General features: G+C 68.1%; 16 protein-coding genes. 13 read left to right on the top strand and 3 right to left on the bottom strand.

The genetic code is table 11. The features are described from left to right. The first annotated feature begins 23 nt into the window (after positions 1-23). From OV287_RS22485 to OV287_RS22465, 5 genes are all read left to right on the top strand, one after another. Entirely contained in the window at positions 24-779 is a 756-nt protein-coding gene (locus OV287_RS22485) for an energy transducer TonB (protein WP_267536088.1), read from the top strand. Between the two features lie 131 nt (positions 780-910). Beyond that, positions 911-1678 (top strand): hypothetical protein, encoded by a 768-nt coding sequence (locus tag OV287_RS22480; RefSeq protein WP_267536087.1) that lies wholly within the window; start codon positions 911-913, stop codon positions 1676-1678. After that, on the top strand, positions 1660-2340 hold the full coding sequence (locus OV287_RS22475) for a carboxypeptidase regulatory-like domain-containing protein (protein WP_267536086.1): 681 nt from the start codon (positions 1660-1662) through the stop codon (positions 2338-2340). Before OV287_RS22480 ends, OV287_RS22475 begins: the two co-directional genes overlap by 19 nt. A 46-nt stretch (positions 2341-2386) precedes the next feature. Next, complete coding sequence (locus tag OV287_RS22470; RefSeq protein ID WP_267536085.1) at positions 2387-4582, top strand: adenylate/guanylate cyclase domain-containing protein; 2196 nt, start codon at positions 2387-2389, stop codon at positions 4580-4582. A gap of 116 nt (positions 4583-4698) precedes the next feature. Then, complete coding sequence (locus tag OV287_RS22465; RefSeq protein ID WP_267536084.1) at positions 4699-5391, top strand: MotA/TolQ/ExbB proton channel family protein; 693 nt, start codon at positions 4699-4701, stop codon at positions 5389-5391. A 28-nt stretch (positions 5392-5419) separates the two neighbouring features. Here the strand turns inward: OV287_RS22465 and OV287_RS22460 are convergent, their stop codons facing one another. Next, the gene (locus OV287_RS22460; protein WP_267536083.1) at positions 5420-5899 is read right to left on the bottom strand and encodes an Ig-like domain-containing protein; all 480 of its coding nucleotides are present in this window, start codon (positions 5897-5899) and stop codon (positions 5420-5422) included. A 392-nt stretch (positions 5900-6291) separates the two neighbouring features. Here OV287_RS22460 and modA point away from each other — a divergent pair, with 392 nt between their 5' ends. The 3 genes from modA to OV287_RS22445 are packed head-to-tail and all read left to right on the top strand — an operon-like array spanning position 6292 to position 8883. After that, positions 6292-7131, top strand: coding sequence for a molybdate ABC transporter substrate-binding protein (gene modA / locus OV287_RS22455; protein ID WP_267536082.1), 840 nt, complete (start codon positions 6292-6294; stop codon positions 7129-7131). 4 nt (positions 7132-7135) lie between these two features. Beyond that, the gene (gene modB, locus OV287_RS22450) at positions 7136-7813 is read left to right on the top strand and encodes a molybdate ABC transporter permease subunit (protein ID WP_267536081.1); all 678 of its coding nucleotides are present in this window, start codon (positions 7136-7138) and stop codon (positions 7811-7813) included. After that, a complete protein-coding gene (locus OV287_RS22445) occupies positions 7795-8883 on the top strand; it encodes an ABC transporter ATP-binding protein (RefSeq protein ID WP_267536080.1) in 1089 nt (362 codons plus the stop codon). Before modB ends, OV287_RS22445 begins: the two co-directional genes overlap by 19 nt. A gap of 22 nt (positions 8884-8905) precedes the next feature. On the opposite strand, the gene OV287_RS22440 is transcribed toward OV287_RS22445, so the two are convergent. Beyond that, on the bottom strand, positions 8906-9376 hold the full coding sequence (locus tag OV287_RS22440) for a peroxiredoxin (RefSeq protein ID WP_267536079.1): 471 nt from the start codon (positions 9374-9376) through the stop codon (positions 8906-8908). Between the two features lie 77 nt (positions 9377-9453). On the opposite strand from OV287_RS22440, the gene OV287_RS22435 reads away from it, so the two are divergent. Beyond that, entirely contained in the window at positions 9454-11442 is a 1989-nt protein-coding gene (locus tag OV287_RS22435) for a VWA domain-containing protein (RefSeq protein ID WP_267536078.1), read from the top strand. A gap of 29 nt (positions 11443-11471) precedes the next feature. Then, positions 11472-13529: a VWA domain-containing protein gene (locus tag OV287_RS22430; RefSeq protein ID WP_267536077.1), complete on the top strand. Its 2058-nt coding sequence runs from the start codon at positions 11472-11474 to the stop codon at positions 13527-13529. On the opposite strand, the gene OV287_RS22425 is transcribed toward OV287_RS22430, so the two are convergent. Continuing rightward, positions 13526-13981, bottom strand: coding sequence for a response regulator (locus OV287_RS22425; RefSeq protein WP_267536076.1), 456 nt, complete (start codon positions 13979-13981; stop codon positions 13526-13528). The two genes, OV287_RS22430 and OV287_RS22425, sit on opposite strands and share 4 nt — an antisense overlap. Before the next feature lie 1690 nt (positions 13982-15671). Between OV287_RS22425 and OV287_RS22420 the strand changes: the two genes are divergently transcribed. Genes OV287_RS22420 through OV287_RS22410 form a run of 3 tightly spaced genes read left to right on the top strand, consistent with a single transcriptional unit; the run spans position 15672 to position 19805 of the window. Next, positions 15672-16637 (top strand): efflux RND transporter periplasmic adaptor subunit, encoded by a 966-nt coding sequence (locus tag OV287_RS22420; protein ID WP_267536075.1) that lies wholly within the window; start codon positions 15672-15674, stop codon positions 16635-16637. Positions 16638-16639: 2 nt separating this feature from the next. Further along, positions 16640-17587 (top strand): efflux RND transporter periplasmic adaptor subunit, encoded by a 948-nt coding sequence (locus OV287_RS22415; protein WP_267536074.1) that lies wholly within the window; start codon positions 16640-16642, stop codon positions 17585-17587. Further along, a complete protein-coding gene (locus tag OV287_RS22410; RefSeq protein WP_267536073.1) occupies positions 17577-19805 on the top strand; it encodes a peptidase domain-containing ABC transporter in 2229 nt (742 codons plus the stop codon). Before OV287_RS22415 ends, OV287_RS22410 begins: the two co-directional genes overlap by 11 nt. Positions 19806-19898 lie beyond the last annotated feature (93 nt).

The raw sequence follows: 19898 nt of genomic DNA, 5'->3' as shown, positions 1-19898 counted from the left end.
GTGTCAGCCAGGAGGGAGTCCAAGTGTTCCAGTCGGTCATCAATCAGCCAGGATTGAGCGCGGGTCGGTTCGGGACGGGGATGTGGGTGTCCTTGATGGTGCATGCGGGTGTGTTCGCCGGAGCCCTGGGTCTGTCGGGCAGAGCGGTGGAGCAGATCCAGAAGGAGCCCACCGAGATCACGATGATCCGTGGCATCCCACAGCCGCCCAAGGGAAACCCGATTCCGCCCAAGGTCACCCCGGCCACGCCCGCCAAGCCCAGAAAGCCCAAGACCGAGCTGGTCCAGCCCAGGAACATCCCGCCCCCGCCTCCGGAGACCCAGCCGGCCGTTGAGACTCCGCCCCCGGAGGACACCGAGCCCGAGACCAATGACCTGCCCTACGTCCCCGGCAGCCATCCCGATGGCGTCGAGACGGGCGGTGTCGCTGGCGCCACGTACATCGCCAACGCAATGCTGGGCAACGGCAACGTCCAGGGGACCGGTGAGGAGGTGCTCCCGTTCGGCGCCGGCATGACTCCCCCGCAGATCGTCTCCACCGGCGTGCCGCTGCAGTACACCCTCGAGGCGGCCCGGGCCCGCGTCAGTGGCGTCGTCATCGCCAAGTGCACCATCACCCGCGAGGGCAACGTCGAGAAGTGCCGCATCATCAAGGGACTGCCCTACATGGACGAAGCGGTGCTCGAGTCCCTGACGAGCCGCCACTACCGCCCGGTGACGTACCAGGGCAGGGCCGTCAGCGTGACCTACAACTTCCAGGTGAGCCTCAAAATGCCGTAGGGAGTTGCCCGCTGTGCTCGCGCAGGCACCGGCTCGTCGGATATGCCTGCCTCCCGGACGCCATCCCGGCCCCCGTTGGTGCGGAGGGCTCGGGACCACCTCCGCGTGGTGCGCGTCCCTCGGGAGGGCAGATGAGCGCAGTCCGGTGTTTCGTGTTGCTGGGGGTCCTCACCCTGGCCGTGCTTCCCACGCCGGCCGAGGCCGGGCGGCGGCCCTTCATCTGGGTGTACGACACGGAGATCGTCCCCAAGGGGGATGTAGAGCTCGAGCAGTGGTTGTGGGCGAAGTCCCGGGCGCCGGGCGTGCCGGGACGGACCTCCAACTATTGGGTGTGGTGGGGCCCCGTCTTTGGCCTCACCCAGCGGATGGAGCTGGCCCTTCCCTTCCAGGTGGTGGCCACCCGGGATCGCACCCAGCTCGAGTCCTTCGACGCGGATCTGCGCCTGCGCCTCAACCCCCGGGGGGATGACGCCCCCTGGCAGGGCCTGCTGCGCGTGGCCTACCACCACACCATCCATACGCAGCAGCCCCCCCGCCTGGACGCCAACCTGGTGCAGTCCTTCGAGACGGAGGGCGGCCTGCGCCTGGTGCTCGACCTGGGCGCGCAGGTGGGCCTGCCGGCGCTGCGAGGACAGGAGGGCCCGGTACGGCTGCTCGGTACCTACGCGGCGGGCGTCTCCTACCCCATCGTCGAGGACGAGCTGCGCGCCTCGCTCGAGGCCTTCGGGGAGCTTCCCCTCCAGGGGATTGAGGGCGGGCAGCACCACTTCGTGGGCGCCGACCTGGCCTGGACGTTCGGCCGGACGTGGGTCACGCTCGGGGTCCTGGTGGGGCTCACTCCCCTCTCCCCGGAGACGCCCCAGTTCATGCCGAGGCTGATATGGGCCGTGGTGCTCTGATCCTCCTGCTGTCCCTCGCCGCCCCGCTCGCCGCCGCGCAGCAGGGCACCCTCCGCGGCGAGGTCCGCGTCACCGTCCAGGGCCCCGATGGGCGCCCCGTGCCCAAGGCGGATCGCTCCGGCGTGGTGGTGTACCTCACCGGCTACACCGAGCCGCCTCCCGCGAGCGAGGTCAACATGGCCCAGCGCAACAAGGCCTTCCAGCCGTCGGTGATGGCGGTGGTGGCCGGACAGAAGGTGCGCTTCTCCAACAACGACGTGGTGGTGCACAACGTCTTCTCCCGCTCGCGCGCCGGGAAGTTCGACGCCGGCAAGAACCGTCCGGGCGAGGACTACACGGAGACGTTCAAGAAGACGGGCATCATCGATGTGTACTGCGACATCCACGAGCAGATGGTGGCCACGCTGGTGGTGGTGCCCAACCGGGCCGTCGCCGTCACCGGGCCGGATGGGCGCTTCGTCCTCACGGGTGTGCCCGCCGGCACCCATCCCCTCTTCGCGGTGCACCGGCGGGATGAACGCAGCGACGTGTCGCGCACCGAGGTCACCGTGAAGCCCGGCCAGGAGACAACGGTGACACTGGAGCTGACCGAGTCGAAGCCCGACGACAAGCACCTGGACAAGCATGGCCGCCAGTACACCCCCCGCTCCGATGCCTACTGAGTCACCGGCGTCGCGGGAAGCTGGTCCCCGTGCCGGAGGCCTGGGGTTGCACTCGCTCTCCGCGCGGCTCGTGGCGGCCTTCATGCTGCTGTCGGTGGTGGCGCTCACCGTGGCACTGGTTGTCACCTGGCGAGCGGTGGAGACCGCCGCCGAGGAGAAGATCCGCGGCGACCTGGCCCGCACGCAGCAAGCCTTCCAACGGCTCTCCCTGGCCACCCAGGACCGCATCCGCGCTGTCGCCGACGCACATGCGCGCGACCGCACGTTCATGGACGCGGCCCTCACCGTCAACTCCGACGACAGCATCGCCGGACTCGACGACGGAGATGCCGAGCTCGAGGGCATCCAGAGCGCGCATGACGTCATCATCTCCGCGAACACCGAGGTCTTCGGATGGATCGACAGAAAAGCGAGCATCTGGGCCCTCTTCAACGTGCGCAAGCGGCTGGTCTTCACCCACGGCGATGATGAACAGGTGGGCAACGCCGTGGATGGCGTGCCCCTACTGAACCGGGCGCTGCACCAGGACTCCGCCTCCGAACGTGGGGGTTTTGTCTCCGAGCTCTGGTCTCCCGCCTACCTGCGCAGCCTGCCCTTCACCTTCGTGCCCGAAAAATGCACCGATAGGAGCGAGAACGAGAAGCCGTGCATCCGCGAGGACGATCTGTTGCTCGTACACGCACACCTGGTCACCACATCCGGTGGAGAGAACTCGCTGGAACAGTCTGTCCGCCGACCCATTGGCGTGGTGCTGACGGGCCGTTGGGTGAAGGAGCTGCTGTGGGAGAACACCCAGGAGCAAGCGTCCTCTGGAGCCACCCGCCAGGGCAACCGGGCACGCTTCGCCCTGCTCGCCAAGGACGGCACGCTGGCCACCTTCAGCGATGTACCCGAACAGGTGCGCAAGAGGCTCGTCGAGTCCGGCTCCAGCGCCATCACTTCCCGCCAGGCCCCCATCGACGATGGCGCTCACATCCCCCGCGAGGATGTCTCCCAGGACGAGCACAAAAAGAACACCGGCCGGGCCTTCGAATTACTCACTGACGATGGCCTCTATCTCGTCCGCGAGGCCGTCTTCGAGGACGTGCAGGGGACGGAAATCGGCCGGGTGTTCGTCATGCAGAACCTCGACGCGGAGATCGAGCCCATCCGCGCGGGCATCCGCAAGTGGATGCTGCCCACCGCAGTGGGCGTGGTGCTGCTGGCCTTCGTGCTCGCCGTGCTGCTGGCGCGCCGTCTCTCCGCGCCCCTGGTGCAGTTGGAGGCCGCCGCCCGGCAGGTGCGTCTGGGCTCGTTGGACGTCGAGGTCCCTGTCCGTGGCACCGACGAGGTGGGCCGGCTCACCGATGCCTTCAACGAGATGGTCGCCGGCCTCCGCCAGCGGGATCAGATCCACGGCCTATTCAAGCGCTACCTGAACCCCCAGGTGGTGGACGAGCTCATCCGCAACCCGGAGAAGGCCGCTCCCGGCGGCGAGCGCCGCGAGCTCACCGTGCTCTTCAGCGATCTGGTGGGCTTCACCTCCATGAGCGAGGAGATGAGCCCCGAGGCGCTCGTGGAAGTGCTCAACGGCTACTTCGAGCGCGCCACCGAGGTGCTCGGTCAGCACGGCGCCACGCTCGACAAGTTCATCGGCGACGCCATCATGTGCTTCTGGAACGCCCCCCTGCCCCAGGAGGACCATGCCGCACGGGCCTGCCTCACGGCGCTGCGGCTGGTGGCGGTGGTGGACACGCTGGCCCCGGAGCTGGAGGCGCGAGGGGTGGCCCGATTGCACTGCCGCATCGGCATCAACACCGGCCCTGGCGTGGTGGGCAACATCGGCTCGCGCGCGGCCCAGGACTACACCGTCATCGGCGACACGGTGAACCTCGCCTCCCGCCTGGAGGGCGCGGCCAAGGTGTACGGCACCCGCATCCTCGCCTCCGAGGAGACGGTGGTGGCTGCCCGCGGCACCGTGCTCGCCCGCGAGCTGGATCTGCTGCGCGTGAAGGGGCGCCAGCTTCCCGTGCGCGTCTACGAGTTGGTGGACGTGGCCGGAGCAACACCCCCCGCGCACCTGTCCCGATTCGCCAAGGGGCTCGCCCTCTACCGCGCTCGCCGCTTCGTCGAGGCCCGCGAAGCTTTCCTCTCCTCACCGGAGGATCCACCCTCGCGCATCTTCGCCGCACGCTGCGAGACCTTGAGCGCTCAGCCTCCTCCCGAGGACTGGGACGGTGTGTTCTCCCTCGAGACGAAGTAGGCCTTCATGACGAGGCCATGACGCAGAAATGGCCTTCCCAAGGCCAACGGCTCGCTCCAACTCCATACATTGAGTGGTGTCAACCAACCCCGCTCGAGGAGGAGCGCTCTCCCACCATGACGACTCATGCCGCCAATTTCACGCTTACTGGCATCTGGGAATCCACCGGTCCTTTCGCCCGTGGCATCATCTTCGCCCTGGCCATCATGTCCGTCGCGTCGTTGGTGGTCATGGCGGAGCGCATCATCGTCTTCCGAAAGAGCCGCAAGGACTCGCGCAACTTCGCGGCCAAGATGGGCGCCATCCTGGCCAAGGGCGATTTGCAGCAGGCCGCCAACACCAACATGGGCAAGGACATCGGCCACCTGGGCCGTGTGATCGGCTCCGGCCTGACGGCGTACCGGATCAGCCCTTCCGACAAGGATGTGGCGGTCGAGTCGGTTGCGCGCGCCCTGGAGCGTCAGGCGCAGCGTGAAGTGCAGAGCCTCAAGCGCGGCCTGGGCGTGCTGGCGACAGTGGGCTCCACGGCCCCGTTCGTGGGTCTGCTGGGCACCACGATGGGTATCGTGAATGCCTTCCAACTCATGGCGAACGCGGGCTCCGGTGGTCTGGGCACCATCTCCTCCGGTATCGCCGAGGCGCTCATCACCACGGCCTTCGGTCTGCTGGTGGCCATCCCGGCGGTCATGGCCTACAACTTCCTGTCGGGCTGGGTGGACGCTCGCTCGGTGGACATCTCCGAGTCCTCCAACGAGTTCCTGGACGTGGTCGCGCGCAACCTGGGTGGTCCGCGCACCCCTCCGGCCTGACGAGCACCTCATTGGGTGCCTGCCAGCTTCAGCGCAACCGCAGCATGGCGGAGAAAACGCGCCCACCCCACCCCAGCCCCTCATCACTCTGCTTCGAGGAGAGTCCCGGGTTCTCGTCCACGCCCACCCCAGGCACGGGCGGGTGCACCTCGGCGGGCTTGGGGGGCGCGGGGCTCACGCTCACCGTGACGAACACGGTGCGCAGGTTGCCCGTGTAATCCACGGCACGGATGTAGAGCTCATGGCCACCCACCGGCACGGACGCCGTCTCCGCGCTCCCGCGGTAGGTCATGGACCCCAGGTCCAGGGTCAGCGGCGTCCAGGCACCAGAGGTGGTGCCGAGCTGGTACTCCACGCTGCGCACCCCCGAGCCCGTGGGCCCATCGTCTGCCTGGACCGCGATCTCCAGGTGGCCGGTGATGGAGGCGCCCGTGAGGGGCTGGAGCACCGTGACGGCCGGTGCCGACGAGTACAGGCCCAGCGCGGCGGCCAGGACGTGGGCCCCCACGAGGCAGACGACTCCCCCCGAGGGAGCCCAGGTGGTCCAGAGTGACTGTCCGTAACTCCGATTCTGTTGCGTGCTCAGTGCCATCGCCACCGACCCAAAGCCAGAACCGTGCCGAGACCTGGACAGTCTTCCCTCCCCCCGAGGCCACTCGCCCCCGCCATCCCTTTCTTTCGGGAAAACAGCGGGTTGGCGGATCTCTCCGGGCTGGAGGCACCTTTCCTGGAGAGCCGCTCGCGGCCCGCCCCTGGCGGAAGGACGGAAGTTCTTTCAGCCCTTGCAAAGGGGCCGGAGAAAAAACTCCACGGCCCGTGTCACCGGGCCGACACCCTCCGCGACAGGAAGGGACCTCTTCTCACCGCACCGCCTACATGGGCCCCGTTAAGCTGCAAACAATGAACGTCATCATGAAGGGGGCGCTGGCCGCGGGCGCCTTGATCATCATCGCAGCGGGGCTGCGGGCAGGCCTGCGCGAGAACGAGGGCACCGCCACCGCCAGCGCCCCTCCCGCCACCCGCTCCGAGCAGAAGCGGACGCTGACCATCGCCGCGGCCTCGGACTTGAAGTTCGCGCTGGACGAGCTGTTGGAGGAGTTCCGGGCGAAGCAGCCCGGCACGGAGGTCCAGGTCACCTACGGCTCGTCGGGCAATTTCCTCGCGCAGCTCAGCAACGGCGCCCCCTTCGATGTCTTCCTCTCCGCGGACGTGGCCTATCCGCGCAAGCTGGCCGAGCAGGGCCTGGTCGCCGACGAGGTCTTCCTCTACGCCGTGGGCCGCATCGTGGTGTGGGTACCAAAGGGCTCGCCGCTGCACGTGGAGCAGCGGGGAATGGAGGCGCTGCGAGAGCCGGCCGCCAGGCGCATCGCCATCGCCAACCCCCAGCACGCCCCCTACGGCCGAGCGGCCGAGGCCGCCATGAAGAGCCTGGGGGTCTACGACGCCCTCAAGGACAAGCTGGTGCTCGGGGAGAACATCGCGCAGACCGCGCAGTTCGTGCAGAGCGGCGCCGCGGATGCGGGCGTCATCGCCCTGGCGCTCGCGCTCGCCCCGGCCATGAAGGAGCGGGGCAGCTATTGGGAAGTGCCACTCGAGGCGTACCCGCGCATGGAGCAGGGCGGTGCCATCTTGAAGAAGGCGAAGGATCCAGAGCTGGCCCGGCAGTTCCGCGACTACCTGCTCGGGACCGAGGGCAACGCGCTGCTGAAGCGCTATGGCTTCTCCCTGGTGAAGGAGTAAGGCGTTGGATCAGGCCGCCATCCTCTTGAGCCTCCGGCTGGCCGCGTGGACGACGCTCCTCCTCCTGGTTCTGGGACTCCCCCTCGCCTGGTGGTTGGCCACCTCGCGCTGGCGGTGGAAGTTCCTCGTGGAGGCCGTCGTCTCCTTGCCGCTGGTGCTACCCCCTACGGTGCTGGGCTTCTACCTGCTGCTCGCGCTCGGCCCTCGCGGCCCCCTGGGCAGTGCCTTCGAGTCACTCTTCGGCAGCACCCTCCCCTTCAGCTTCACCGGCCTGCTGGTGGCCTCGGTGCTCTACAGCCTGCCCTTCAGCGTCCAGCCCTTCACCGCCGCCCTGGCGGGCGTGGATCGCCGCCTCCTCGAGGCCTCGTGGTGCCTGGGCGTCTCGCGCTTCCAGACGTTCCTGCGCGTCGTGCTGCCCCTGTCCGCTACCGGCATCCTCTCCGGCATGGTGCTCACGTTCGCGCATACGTTGGGTGAGTTCGGCGTGGTGCTCATGGTGGGTGGCAACCTGGAAGGCCGCACGCGCACGGCCTCCATCTCCATCTACGACGCGGTGCAGGCGCTGGACTACGCATCGGCAAGCCGCACGGCGTTGGTGCTGCTCGTCTTCTCTTTCCTCGTGCTGGCCCTCACGTACGGGCTGCAGCGCAGGGTGTGGGCACCATGGCCAACACGCTCGTAGTCGACCTCGAGAAGCGCTTCCTCGGCGGGCCCACCGTCCGGGCCAGCCTGGAGCTGCCCGCCACGCCCGGCCGGGTCGCAGTGCTGTTTGGCCCCTCAGGCGCGGGCAAGACGACGGTGCTGCGGTGTCTGGCGGGGCTCGACAGGCCCGAGCGCGGCCACATCCTCTTCCACGGCGACCCCTGGTGCGACACCACGACCCGGCTTTTCCTGCCGCCTCAGCAGAGGCGCGTGGGACTCCTCTTCCAGGACTACGCCCTCTTTCCGCACCTCACCGCGGAGCAGAACGTCCAGTACGGCCTCGGAGATCTGCCCGCTCCGGAGCGGCGCGAGCGCTCACGCTCCCTCTTCGCGCTGCTGCACCTGGAGGGGCTGGAGGGACGCAGGCCGCGCGAGCTCTCCGGCGGACAGCAGCAGCGGGTGGCGCTGGCCCGGGCGCTCGCCATCCGCCCGCGCCTGCTGCTGCTGGACGAGCCCCTGTCCGCGTTGGATGCCCCCTCGCGCGAGCAGCTCCGGGGCGAGCTCCGGCGGCTGCTCCGAGAGCTGGGGGTGCCCACCGTGGTGGTGACCCACGACAGGCTGGAGGCGCTCGCGCTGGGGGACGACCTGGTGGCCATGGAAGGAGGCCGGGTGTGCCAGGTGGGGCCGGTGGCGGACGTGTTCAACCACCCCTCGGAGCTCGCGGTGGCGCGGATGACGGGCATCGAGACGGTGTTGCCGGGCACGGTGCTGAAGCGAGAGGCGGGGCTGGCCACGGTGGAGGTGGGCCCGCATCACCTCACGGCCCTGGAGCCCTCGCACGAGGGGAGTGCCGTCTTCGTCTGCCTGCGAGCCGAGGACGTCACACTGGGCTCCCCCGAAGCCACGCCCACCAGCGCGCGCAACCGGCTGGCCTGCACCGTGGTGTCGCTCTCCCCCGAGGGCGCCCTGGTCCGGGTGGCGTTGGACGCGGGCTTCCCCCTGGTGGCGCGGGTGACGCGCTACTCCACGGAAGAGCTGGGGCTCGCCGAGGGCCGAGCCGTCACCGCCACCTTCAAGGCGCCCTCGGTGCGGCTTGTGCCGCGCCTGTAGGTCCCCGAGCGAACCCTGCCGCTCAGGCGGCGCTGGCACCCTGGAGCTGTTTGACAATACCCAACGCCTCAGTGACGTGGCGGGTGGCGTTGATCTGCGAATTGAAGACATGCCGGACGACACCGCTCCGGTCGATGACGTACGTCACCCGCCCAGGCAGCAGGCCCAGGGTGCTCGGGACGCCGTACTGGCGCCGCACATTGCCCCCCTCGTCAGCCAACAGCGTGAACGGCAGCCGGTGCTTCGCCGCAAAGGCCTCATGCGAGGCCGCCGACTGCGAGCTGATGCCCACGACCTCGGCTCCCGCCTCCTTGAAGGCCTCGTACGAGTCGCGGAACGAGCACGCCTCCTTGGTGCAGCCCGGCGTGTCGTCCTTCGGATAGAAATAGAGGACCACCGTCGCCTTCTGGAGCAGCTCCTTCAGGTTCACGGGGGTGCCATCCTGCTTCGGCAGCGAGAAATCGGGGGCTTTATCGCCGGTCTTGATGGTCATGGCCCCCTTGCTAATAGAGAGCCGCCGGCGTTTCAACGCCAAGGCCGTGTGTATCGCACTGCGGGTAGAATGCCCTCATGCGAAACCTCTCGCGGCTCCTCACCGTTCAGGTCCTCCTCCTCCTCTGGGGGTCGGGCACAGCCCTGGCGGAGTCCCCGTTCTGCGAGGAGGAGAAGGCCAGCAACGACCGGAGCCACGAGGTGGAGCACCGGGTAGAGGCCCGGCCCGAGGGGGACCTGGTGCACTTCACGGTGCACCGCACCTTCCACAACTCCCGCCAGCGCTACGCCGAGCAGGAAGCCCTGTTCGACCTGCCCCAGGGAGGAACGGTGCATGGTGTCGCCCTCGAGTCCCAGGGAAGTTGGACGGAGGGAATCCTCCTCGAGGCCCCCCAGGCAGAGCGCCGCTACAAGGCCCTCCGGAAAAAGGGGACCGCCGCCCCTCGCCCGATTGCGCTGCTCTCGACGGAGGGAACAACGGAGGGAGCAACGGCGCACCTGAAGCTCTGGAACGTGCCGCCCCAGGCCTCGGTGACGGTGCGCTACGAGGTCCGCGCTCGGCTCACCTACGCCCATGGACGGAGCTCCTTCACCTATCCCCTGCCAGACTGCGGGCAGACTCCACGACCCGCGCTCACCGTGACGCCGCCCTCCCCGGGCGCGGACTTCCAGCTCGAGACGCGGGACGCCGACACCTCGCAGCCCATGCTCGAAGCCTCCTGGGAGGCGGGGACATCCAAGGGGCTCGACGCACGCGCCGGCCTCATTCCCTGGGGCGACGGCACCCTGGGCTTCCTCCAGGTCCGGGCGGAGCGCCTCTCCGAGCCCCCGATGCGCGCCCGGGTCGTCTTCGTGGTGGATGCCTCCCACAGCGTGGGCCCCCAGGGCATCACCCACCAGCTCTCCCTCGCCGAGGAGTATCTCCGGCTGCTGCCCGAGGCGACGACCGAGGTGGTGGTGTTCCGCCGCTCCGCCGAGCGCCTCTTCGGACGCCTCATCCCCGCCACCGAGTGGAAGACGGCGCTGGCCGCCCTTCCCGCCACGCGGCTCGCACCAGGCAATGGTTCGCACCTGGACGAGGGGCTGAAGCTCGCGCAGCGGGTGCTCTCGGAGGGTAACGGGACTGCGCGCGTCGTCGCCCTCACGGACGGGCAGCTCCGCCGGGCCTTCGAGCCAGTCCCTCCTGCCCCTGGTACCTCGGCCCCCGATGCCGCCGTGCACCTCCGGCGACTCTCCAACCGCACCGGTCATGCCACCCCGCACGAGAAGCTCTCGGGCCCCATCGTGCGGGAATCCTGCGGCATGCAATTGTACCCCTACGCCAGCAGCATGGAGCAGCTTGTGCGGCCCCTCCGCTGGGAGCAGGTCCACCTCCAGGACGAGCAGGGCACTCCGCTGCGAGAGGTGTCCGCGCTCGACGAGGGAGAAGGCTTCCATCTCTGGCTACCGAGTCCCCAGAAGCCCCTGCGCCAACTGGTGCTGCATGGGCAGCGCTGGGGCTGTGCCACCTCCGCACCGGTGGTGCTCGACTCCTCCCTCTCCGCGGACGTCGGCCGCAACGCCTGGTCCGCCCTGCGATTCAAGCATTGGCGCCGGCAGAAGGAGGAGCTGCCACCCCAGGAGGCGGTGGAGCTGCTCGCGAAGAACGGAGACTGGCTCTCTGACACCCGCTCGTTCCTGGTGGTCCCCTCGGCAGCGGGGCCCTCGACGGCCCGGACGCACGCGCTACCAGACCAGGTACGCGGAGGCGTCATCGGAGGGGTGATCGGCGGCACCATCAGCTGCGCCATGGATTCCCAGCAACCGCGAACGGCTTCTCCTGAGCTCGAGGAGGAGCTGGCACGGCTCCTTCAACCGGTCTTCTCCGCCTGCCTGGGAGAGGGAGGCAACCCTTCCCTTCTGGTGCGCGTGGAGGCCACCGGGGATGAGATCGTCGACGTGACGGTGACGGGCGCCGCCTCCGAACTCCAGGCCACCTGCGTGCGCGAAGCCACCTGGGCCGTCCGCCTCCCCCCCATTGGCGATGACGGTTTCATGACGGATTACACGGTCAAACCAAGACACTGAGCCACCGTTGACGCGGATATGATGGCCGCATGAGTCACTTCGCTCGGTGGCTGCTGGCCAGCATCCTCCTCGTCTCGAGTCCGGTCCCCGTCCTGGCGCAGCCAGAGTCCTGCTGCACGACGAATACGGATGATGACGACCTCTCGTACGAGGAATCGTTTCACCCTTGCCGGGAGGATGACCGTGGCAAGGAGCTGGAGCACCGCGTGGAGGCCCGGATCGAAGGAGATCTGGCACACCTCACCGTGCACCGGACCTTCCACAACGCCAGCCAGCGCTACACCGAGCTGTATGACTGGCTCGAGCTCCCCCTGGATGCCACGGTGCACGGCTTCGCCCTCGAGTCCCAGGGCAGTTGGACAGAGGGAACCCTGCTCGCGGCCTCCGAAGCAGGACGTCGCTACGCCGTCCTGAGGCGCAAGGGCACCGCCGCGCCCCGCACGAGCGCGAGGCTCTCGGCCGCTGGAGATGGGGCGGACCTGCATCTCTGGAACCTGCCACCTGGCGCCTCGGTGACAGTGCGTTATGACCTCCGGATCCGCCTTGGCTACACCCGGGGACACAGCTTCTTCTCCTACCCTCTGACTGAACGGGAGTCCCAGCCCTTCAAGCCCTGCGGCGGAACGGATCCACGGCCCGTGCTCACCGTGGCCCCGCCCTACCCCGGCGCGGAGGTCCACATCCGGGAGGCGCGCAACCAGCTCTCCCGGGACGCGCTCGAGGCCTCCTGGCCCGCGAAGCCCTTCCATGGCATCGACGCGCGCGCTGGCTTCGCCCCTGGGGGCACGGGCACGGTGGGCTTCCTCCAGCTCCGGGTCGGACGCCTCAGCGAGGCCCCCACACGGGCCCGGGTCGTCTTCGTGATGGATGCGTCCCACAGCATGGGCGAGGAGCTCATGACGCATCAGATTGCTCTCGCCCGGGAGTACCTCCAGCACCTGCCTGACGCGACGGCCGAGGTGGTGGTGTTCCGCCGCTCCGCCGAGCGCCTCTTTGGACGCCTCATCCCCGCTTCAGAATGGGAGACGGCAGTTGCCGCCCTTCCCGCTGCACGGCTCGCACCGGGCAATGGCTCGCACCTGGACGAGGGACTGAAGCTCGCACAACAGGTGCTCCAGGAGGGCAGCGGACCCGCGCGCATCATCGTGCTCACGGACGGACTGCTTCGCCGCGCCTTTGATCCACTCCCCCCCTCCCCCGTCACCTCGGCTCCCGATGCCGCCGTGCACCTCCAGTTGCTCCACGGCCGCGTCGACAGTGCGCCCAAGCACTCGAGGCTCAACGAGCCCCTCGTCCAGAAGTCTTGCGGCCTGCAACTGAGTCCCCTCGAGCTCTCCATGGAGGCGCTCGTGCGGCCCATGGCCTGGCAAAAGGTCCACCTCGAGAACGAGCGGGGCACCTGGCTGAAGGAGTGGAAGAGCCTCGAGGAGGGACAAGGAGTCCAACTCTGGCTGTCGAACCCTCAGACGGCCTCAGCCGGGCTCGTGCTGCGAGGGCGGAGTTGGGGATGTACTTTCACCACCCTCCCGGTGGAGCTCGATCCCACGATCTCCAATGATCTCGGCCGCAATGCCGAGGGCTGGAGCGCCACCCGATTCAGGAACTGGAGCGAGGAGGACAGGCCTCCAGCCCCGGAGGTGGTCGAGTTGCTCGCGAAGCACGGAGACTGGCTCTCCCCCGCCCGCTCGTTCCTGGCGATTCCCACGGGCGCTGGGCCCTCGTCCGCCCGGACGCGGGCGCTCCCGGCGCGGAGGAAGGGAGAGGGAGAGGGCATTGCCATGGGCGTGGTCAGCGGTTCGCTCTGCGACATCAGGCCCTGGTCGATACGGAAAGCGTCTCCGGAGTTCGCCGAGGAGCTGACACGGCTGCTCCAACCAGCCCTCACCGCCTGCCTGGGGAATGGGAGCAAGCCCTCCCTCCAGGTGCGCGTGGAGACCACCGGAGATGAGATTGTCGAAGTGGAAGTGACAGGCGCAGCTTCCGAGGCCCAGGCCACGTGCGTGCGAGAGGCCACCTGGGCCCTCCGCCTGCCCGCCCTCTTCGATGACGGGCTCGCGGAGGCCTACACGCTCACGCCCCTGCCTTAGAGACCCATCTGGCGTGAGGCGGCCAGCGACACGACGGCGGACCGCAGCTCCTCCTGATCGGAGGAAGGATCCAGGATCCAGGCACCGGGGATGCGCGCCATCCGCTCGCGCAGCCTGGGGCTGGTGAAGGCGCTATAGAGGATGACAGGCACGTCCGGGTGGCTGTCGCACAACCGTTCGAGCGCCGCCAGGCCCGCGTCTCCCAGCATCCGCGCGTTGCAGAGGATCAGCTCCGGAACCTGCGTCTGCCCGGAGAAGAGGTCCTCGGAGAGCAGCTGGAGGGCATCCCGCGCGTCCTCGACCACGCCGACCTCGAAGCGCTCCTGGGCGAGCATGTCGCACATGAACTGGCGCCGCTCCTTCAGGTTCTCGAGCAGCAGCACCTGACCCTGAAACACCACCGGGCGCCGCCGGGACTCGCCCCAGAACGCGGCCCGGCCTGCCTTCGACAACGCCCTCTCCTGTGCCACCGCAGTGACTCCCATGACGACCATCCCTCTTCCTTGCGACCGGCCTCTCTTCCAAAGCAGAAGCCGTGCCGCCGCCCGCGCGCCGCACCAGACCACCGAGATGCCCGGAAGGACTAAGCATCCCCGAGCAGTCTGACCAGTCCGTGTGGCAGGGAGAATCGCCACATGTGGCTTTCCGCCACAGCGCCGTAGCACTCCCGCGACAGACCCACGAGACCTCGATCGGAGTGAGGAGGTACAGGCTCGCGAACCGAGACCGAGCGGGGACCAATCTCAGGGGCCGAGAAGGACCGAGGGAGGAACCGCAACAAGTCACCTTCCAGCCACTGCCGCTCAGTTCAACATTCACCCTGACGCATGGTCCATGCTGACTGCTATCCTGGCCTACTCGGCGCTGGAGGACCCAGCGCAAGGCGGCTCCTGACGTTGACGATGCTTCTCGCGTTGCAGATGGGGTGCGGCTCCACCTGGGGCCGGTCCAGTGCCGTTGAGGTTCCCTTGCATCGGAGCGTATGGGGGCTTCAGGAAGAAGACCCTCCGTGCACACTCAATGAAGAGGAGTGGGAGGAACGCTGTACCCGGGAGAACTTCGGTAGATTCGACATCTGCCCACCAGGGTGTCCCCCTGTGGAAGAGCCCAAGAAGAGCCCCACACGGAAGTGACGTCCCATGAGATGGCGCGTGCTTCTGCTCATTCTGATGTGCCTCCTCCCCATCCCATTGATGGGGCTGATCTTCGTGGCCATGCAACGGCCACCACAGACACCAACACGGCTGGAAACGGAGGCACGCCTCCTTCCCAGGCTCTCCGTGGATGCACTCAGGTCCCTGCCCACCTACGGGCGGCTCTGCAACGCGGACGCGAACTGCGACCCATCACTCGGCTGCTTGTTCATCAAGAGCGAGTTGCGGGCCGAATGTACGGACAGCAGGTGCATGGAGGACAAGGACTGTCCGGATGGGTTCTCTTGCCTGTCCCATAAGACCCGAAGCGGAAAGGCCATGGTTCGTCGGTGCTCACTCATTGGAGAACGGAAGGAAGGTGAGATGTGTGAGCCCCTCGCGCGCAGCCTTCGTCTCGGCTGCGCGCAAGGCCTTCTCTGCCAGGAGGGCTGGTGTGGCCGTCCATGCCGTCCGGATGAGCCATCGAGTTGCCCTATCGGCTTCTTCTGTTCCGACGGAAGCGACGGCCCACCGTCCTGCCTTCCCACCTGTGAAGGCCGTTCATGTCCTGAAGGCCAGCAGTGCACATCCGACGAGAGTGGCGCGTCCGTCTGCGCACAAGTGCTCGGGCCGGATTGCCGGGTGACCTCCTGCCCCGAGAACCATGCATGCCGGCTCATGTCCCCCCCGCAACGTCCTTGGGAGACAAGAACGGAATGCAGGCAGAGATGCGACTTCACGAAACCCTGTCCCGAGGGAACCGTCTGCCTGCGCTACGAGTGCCGCCAGGCGTGTGACCCCCAAACTCCGGCCTCCTGTGGGCCCGGGCTCATCTGTGGCCAGTCCAAGCCCTCGGACCCCTGGTACTGCATGGCAGGTTAGGAGTGCATCCTCGTTGAGCATGCAGGCAGGCCCGCGGCCTCGTTCTCCCACCGTCCCGCCATAAATCGTCACAATACCCCTGCGCCGTATCTCCCCGTGTGGGACCTGCCACGGGGAGAGACACGGGATGCGTCGTTGGGTGCGGATAACGGCAGTGGGATGGGGACTGGCTTGCCTGGGGAGCGTGGGAGTTACGGCGCCCGCCTTCGCGAACCCTGGCCCGACCGGGAACGGCCCGCCGCCCGCCCAGGTGGTGGACGGTGGTGCCGCTTCCCGTCCGGGGACCGAGGATCCTTACCTCGGCGTCATCATTCCTCATGAGACGGTGAACGTGAGCACCCGCTTCGACTCGCGGCTGGAGAAGCTCGAGGTCGAGGTCGGACAGTCCGTCCGCAAGGGCCAGGTGCTCGCACGGCTCGACACGCGCTCGCTGAGCCAGGACCTGGCCGCGGCCGAGGCCAGCCTCCAGGGCTCGCGCGCCGAGGAACAGGCCGCCCGCCTCGCCCTCTCGGAGGCTCGCACGAAGAAGGCCCGCTACTTCACCCCGCGCTCCCTGCAGCTGGGCGTCTATTCCCAGGAGGAGTTGGACAAGGTGCGCTACGAGGAGAGCACCGCCAACGCCCGCCTGCAGGCCGCCCGAGCCCAGACGCTCCAGCGACAGGCCGAGGCCACCGAGCTGCGACAGAACCTCGACGACGCCACGCTCGTGGCCCCCTTCGATGGCGTGGTGGCCTCGAAGCTCACCAGCCCCGGGGCTCGCCTGGCCGCGGGACAATCCGTGATCAAACTGCTCGGCACCGGCGGCTGGAAGGTGCGCTTCGCCGTGCCCGAGGACGCGGCGCGTCGGCTCGAGCCGGGCGCCCCCGTGGAGGTGAGCGCCGCCCAGCGCCGCCTCGCGCTCGGATGCACGGTGGAGAGCGTGGCGCCAGAGGTGGACTCCGCGGCCCGGCTCGTCTTCGCCACCGCCACCTTCAACCAGCCACCGCCGCCCGAGGTCTCCACGGGCATGGTCGTCCACGTTCGTCCAGGGCCCACCCAGCAGCTTGGCGGTCGGGGTACGGGCGGCTCCGCGCCGACGGGAGCGACTCCCTAACCATGGAAGCCACGCAACGGACCCGCATCTTCCGCGAGGAAGCCCTACGCCATCACGAGGGAGCGCAGGAAGACGGAGATCTCCTCCGCATCTCCCCCCGGTGGACCCGGTGGACGTACTGGGTGCTGATCGCCCTGGTCGTCTGCGCCGGACTCTATTCAGTGCTCGGCACCATCCCCGAGTACGCCTCGGGCCCAGCCATGGTGAAGGTCGAAGGCCGCAGCGATCTCACTCCTCAGATGCCGGGGATCGTCGCCTCGGTGGACGTGAAGCCCGGACAGCGGGTGGAGGCCGGGCAGCCGCTGGTGAGCTTCCTGTCGCAGGACGAGACGGCCTCGCTGGAGCGAATTCAACGGGAGTTCGAGCTGCAGCTCGTCCGAGTGCTGCAGGATCCATCAGACGAAGCCGCACGCCAGGCCCTCACGTCGCTGCGCGCCGAGCGCGAGTTGGCGGAAGCCCGGCAGCAGGCTCGGACGCTGCGAGCGCCGCACGCTGGGGTGGTGGGCAACCTGCGCGTGCGCCAGGGCCAGTACGTCAACCCAGGCGAGAACGTGGTAGCGGTGGTGGGTGACGACGTGCATGTGACGCTGGTGGCGCTGCTGCCCGGTGGCTACCGACCGAGGCTCGAGCCAGGCAAGCCGCTGCGCGTGGAGCTCAACGGCTTCAGCCACGAGTACCAGACCTTCACCATCGAGTCGGTGGGAGACCAGGTCATCGGACCCACCGAGGTGCGCCGCTACCTCGGCACGGACACGGGCGATGCGGTGAAGCTCGACGGCCCCATGGTGCTGGTCCGGGCGCGCATCGACGCCCCCACGTTCAAGATCAAGGGCAAGACCTACAACTACTACGACGGGATGCTGGCCCAGGCGGACGCGCGAGTTCACAAGGAGCGCATCATCGTCACGCTGATTCCGGGCCTGAAGGGAGCACTGGGAAATGAGGACTGACGCCGTTCGGCATCCGGGGCTCACCGAGCGGTTCCCCGCCTTCCGCAACCTCCAGGTGAAGGGCCGCGAGCGCCGCATCCCGCTGGTGCGCCAGTTGTCGGAGATTGAGTGCGGCGCCGCCTGCCTCGCCATGGTGCTCGGCTACCACGGTAAACCCATGCGTCTGGAGGAGGTCCGCCAGGCGATGGGAGCAGCACGCGATGGAGTGTCGGCGCTCGACATCCTGCGCTCGGCGCGCACCTTCGGGCTGCGCGGGCGGGGCGTCTCCGTGGACGACGAGGCGCTGCACTACCTGCCCACCGGCACCATCCTCCACTGGCAGTTCTCACACTTCGTCGTCTTCGAGAAGCTGGGTCGGGACGGTGTGCACCTGCTCGACCCGGGGCACGGCCGGCGCAAGGTGTCTCTGGAGCGCTTCCGCCAGTCCTTTACCGGCGTGGCCCTGCTGCTGGAGCCGGGCGAGAACTTCGAGACTGGAAAGAAGCCTCGTGCCCGCTCCGCCGCGAGGTACGCGCTGCAAGTGCTCCAGCAGTCGCACGTCCTGCAGCGCATCATCGTCGTGTCGCTCATCCTCCAGCTCTTCGCACTGGCGGTGCCCGCGCTGACGGGGCTCATCATCGATCGGGTGGTGCCCCGAGGGGACAGACAGCTCCTGTTGGTGGTGGGCCTGGGCTTCATCTCGCTGGCGGGCTTCCAGCTCCTCACCTCGCTCATCCGGAGCCACCTGCTGCTCGAGCTGCGCACGCGCATGGACTCGAACATGACGCTGGGCTTCCTGGAGCACATGGTGGGCCTGTCCTACGCCTTCTTCCAGGTGCGCGCTGCGGGCGATCTGATGCAGCGGCTCAACAGCAACGCCACCGTTCGCGAAATCCTCTCCTCCAGCACGCTGTCCGCTCTGCTCGATGGCGCCCTGGTGGTCATCTACCTCGCGCTGCTGTTCGTGATCAGCCCGATCATGGCGTTCATTGTCCTGGGACTGGGCACATTGCAGATCCTCATCCTCCTGCTGTCCACGCGGCGCCAGCGAGCGCTGATGTCAGAGAACCTGGAAGTGGAGGCGAAGAACCAGAGCTACCAGATCGAAATGCTCACGGGCATCCAGACGCTGAAGGCGTTCGGCGTGGAACACCAGGCGGTGCAGCGCTTCTCGGAGAGCTTCGTCAACGTGCTGAACGTGTCGCTGAAACGGGGCCGGCTGACAGCGTGGGTGGACGCGCTCACCGGTACGCTGCGGCTGGTGGCCCCGCTGGTGCTGCTCATCTGCGGCGCCTTGCTGGTGCTCAAGGGGAACATGTCGCTGGGAACAATGATGGGGCTCAACGCACTGGCCGGGGCCCTGCTGGTGCCACTGGGCAACCTGGTGACCACGGGCAGCCAACTCCAGCTCCTGCGCAGCTACATCGAGCGCATCGACGACGTGCTGGACACCCCGCCCGAGCGGGACGCGTCCAAGCCTGGCCGACAGGTGAAGCTGCAAGGCGGCATCGAGCTGGACCGGGTGTCCTTCCGCTACGCATCCACGACACCACTGGTGGTGCAGGATGTGTCGGTGAGCATCGAGCCCGGCCAGTCCGTGGCAATCGTCGGCCGCTCGGGTGCCGGGAAGACGACGCTGGCCAACCTGCTGCTCGGCCTGTACCTGCCCACCTCCGGGCGCGTGCTCTTCGATGGGGAGGACCTGACGGAGCTGGATCTGCACTCGGTGCGCGGCCAGATGGGAGTAGTCCCCCAGGAGCCGACGTTCTTCAGCTCCACGCTGCGCGGCAACATCGCCATCACCGACCCGACAGCCCCGCTGGAGCCCGTCATCGAGGCTTCTCGACTCGCGCAGCTCCATGGCGACGTGATGAACATGCCCATGGGCTATGACACGCCACTGGTGGACCGTGGTGCATCGCTCTCAGGAGGGCAGCGGCAGCGGCTGGCGCTGGCCCGGGCGCTGATGCAGAAGCCGGCGGTGCTGCTGCTGGACGAGGCTACCAGCTCCCTGGATGCCATCACCGAGGCCCGGGTGCAGCAATCTCTGGCATCGCTCCAGAGCACGCGCGTCATCATCGCCCACCGGCTGAGCACGGTGGTGGACGCGGACCTCATCCTGGTCATGGACGAGGGCCGCCTGGTGGAGGCGGGCAAACACCAGGAGTTGCTGCTTCGCGGCGGCATCTACGCGGAGCTGGTGCGCGCCCAGATGCGCAACAGCGGCCGGGTGGAGTGAGTCTCACCTCTCCGCGTCACCAATTCCTTCCACGGACTCTCTCCAAATGCCTGGGTCGAACATCCGAGACAGGCAGTCCCCAAGGAGGATGGC

Source organism: Archangium lansingense (genome assembly GCF_026626635.1).
In the GTDB taxonomy this organism is placed as follows: Bacteria; Myxococcota; Myxococcia; order Myxococcales; family Myxococcaceae; genus Archangium; species Archangium lansingense.
Note: the sequence above shows the minus strand (reverse complement) of the source record. Positions and strands in the feature narration are given on the sequence as shown.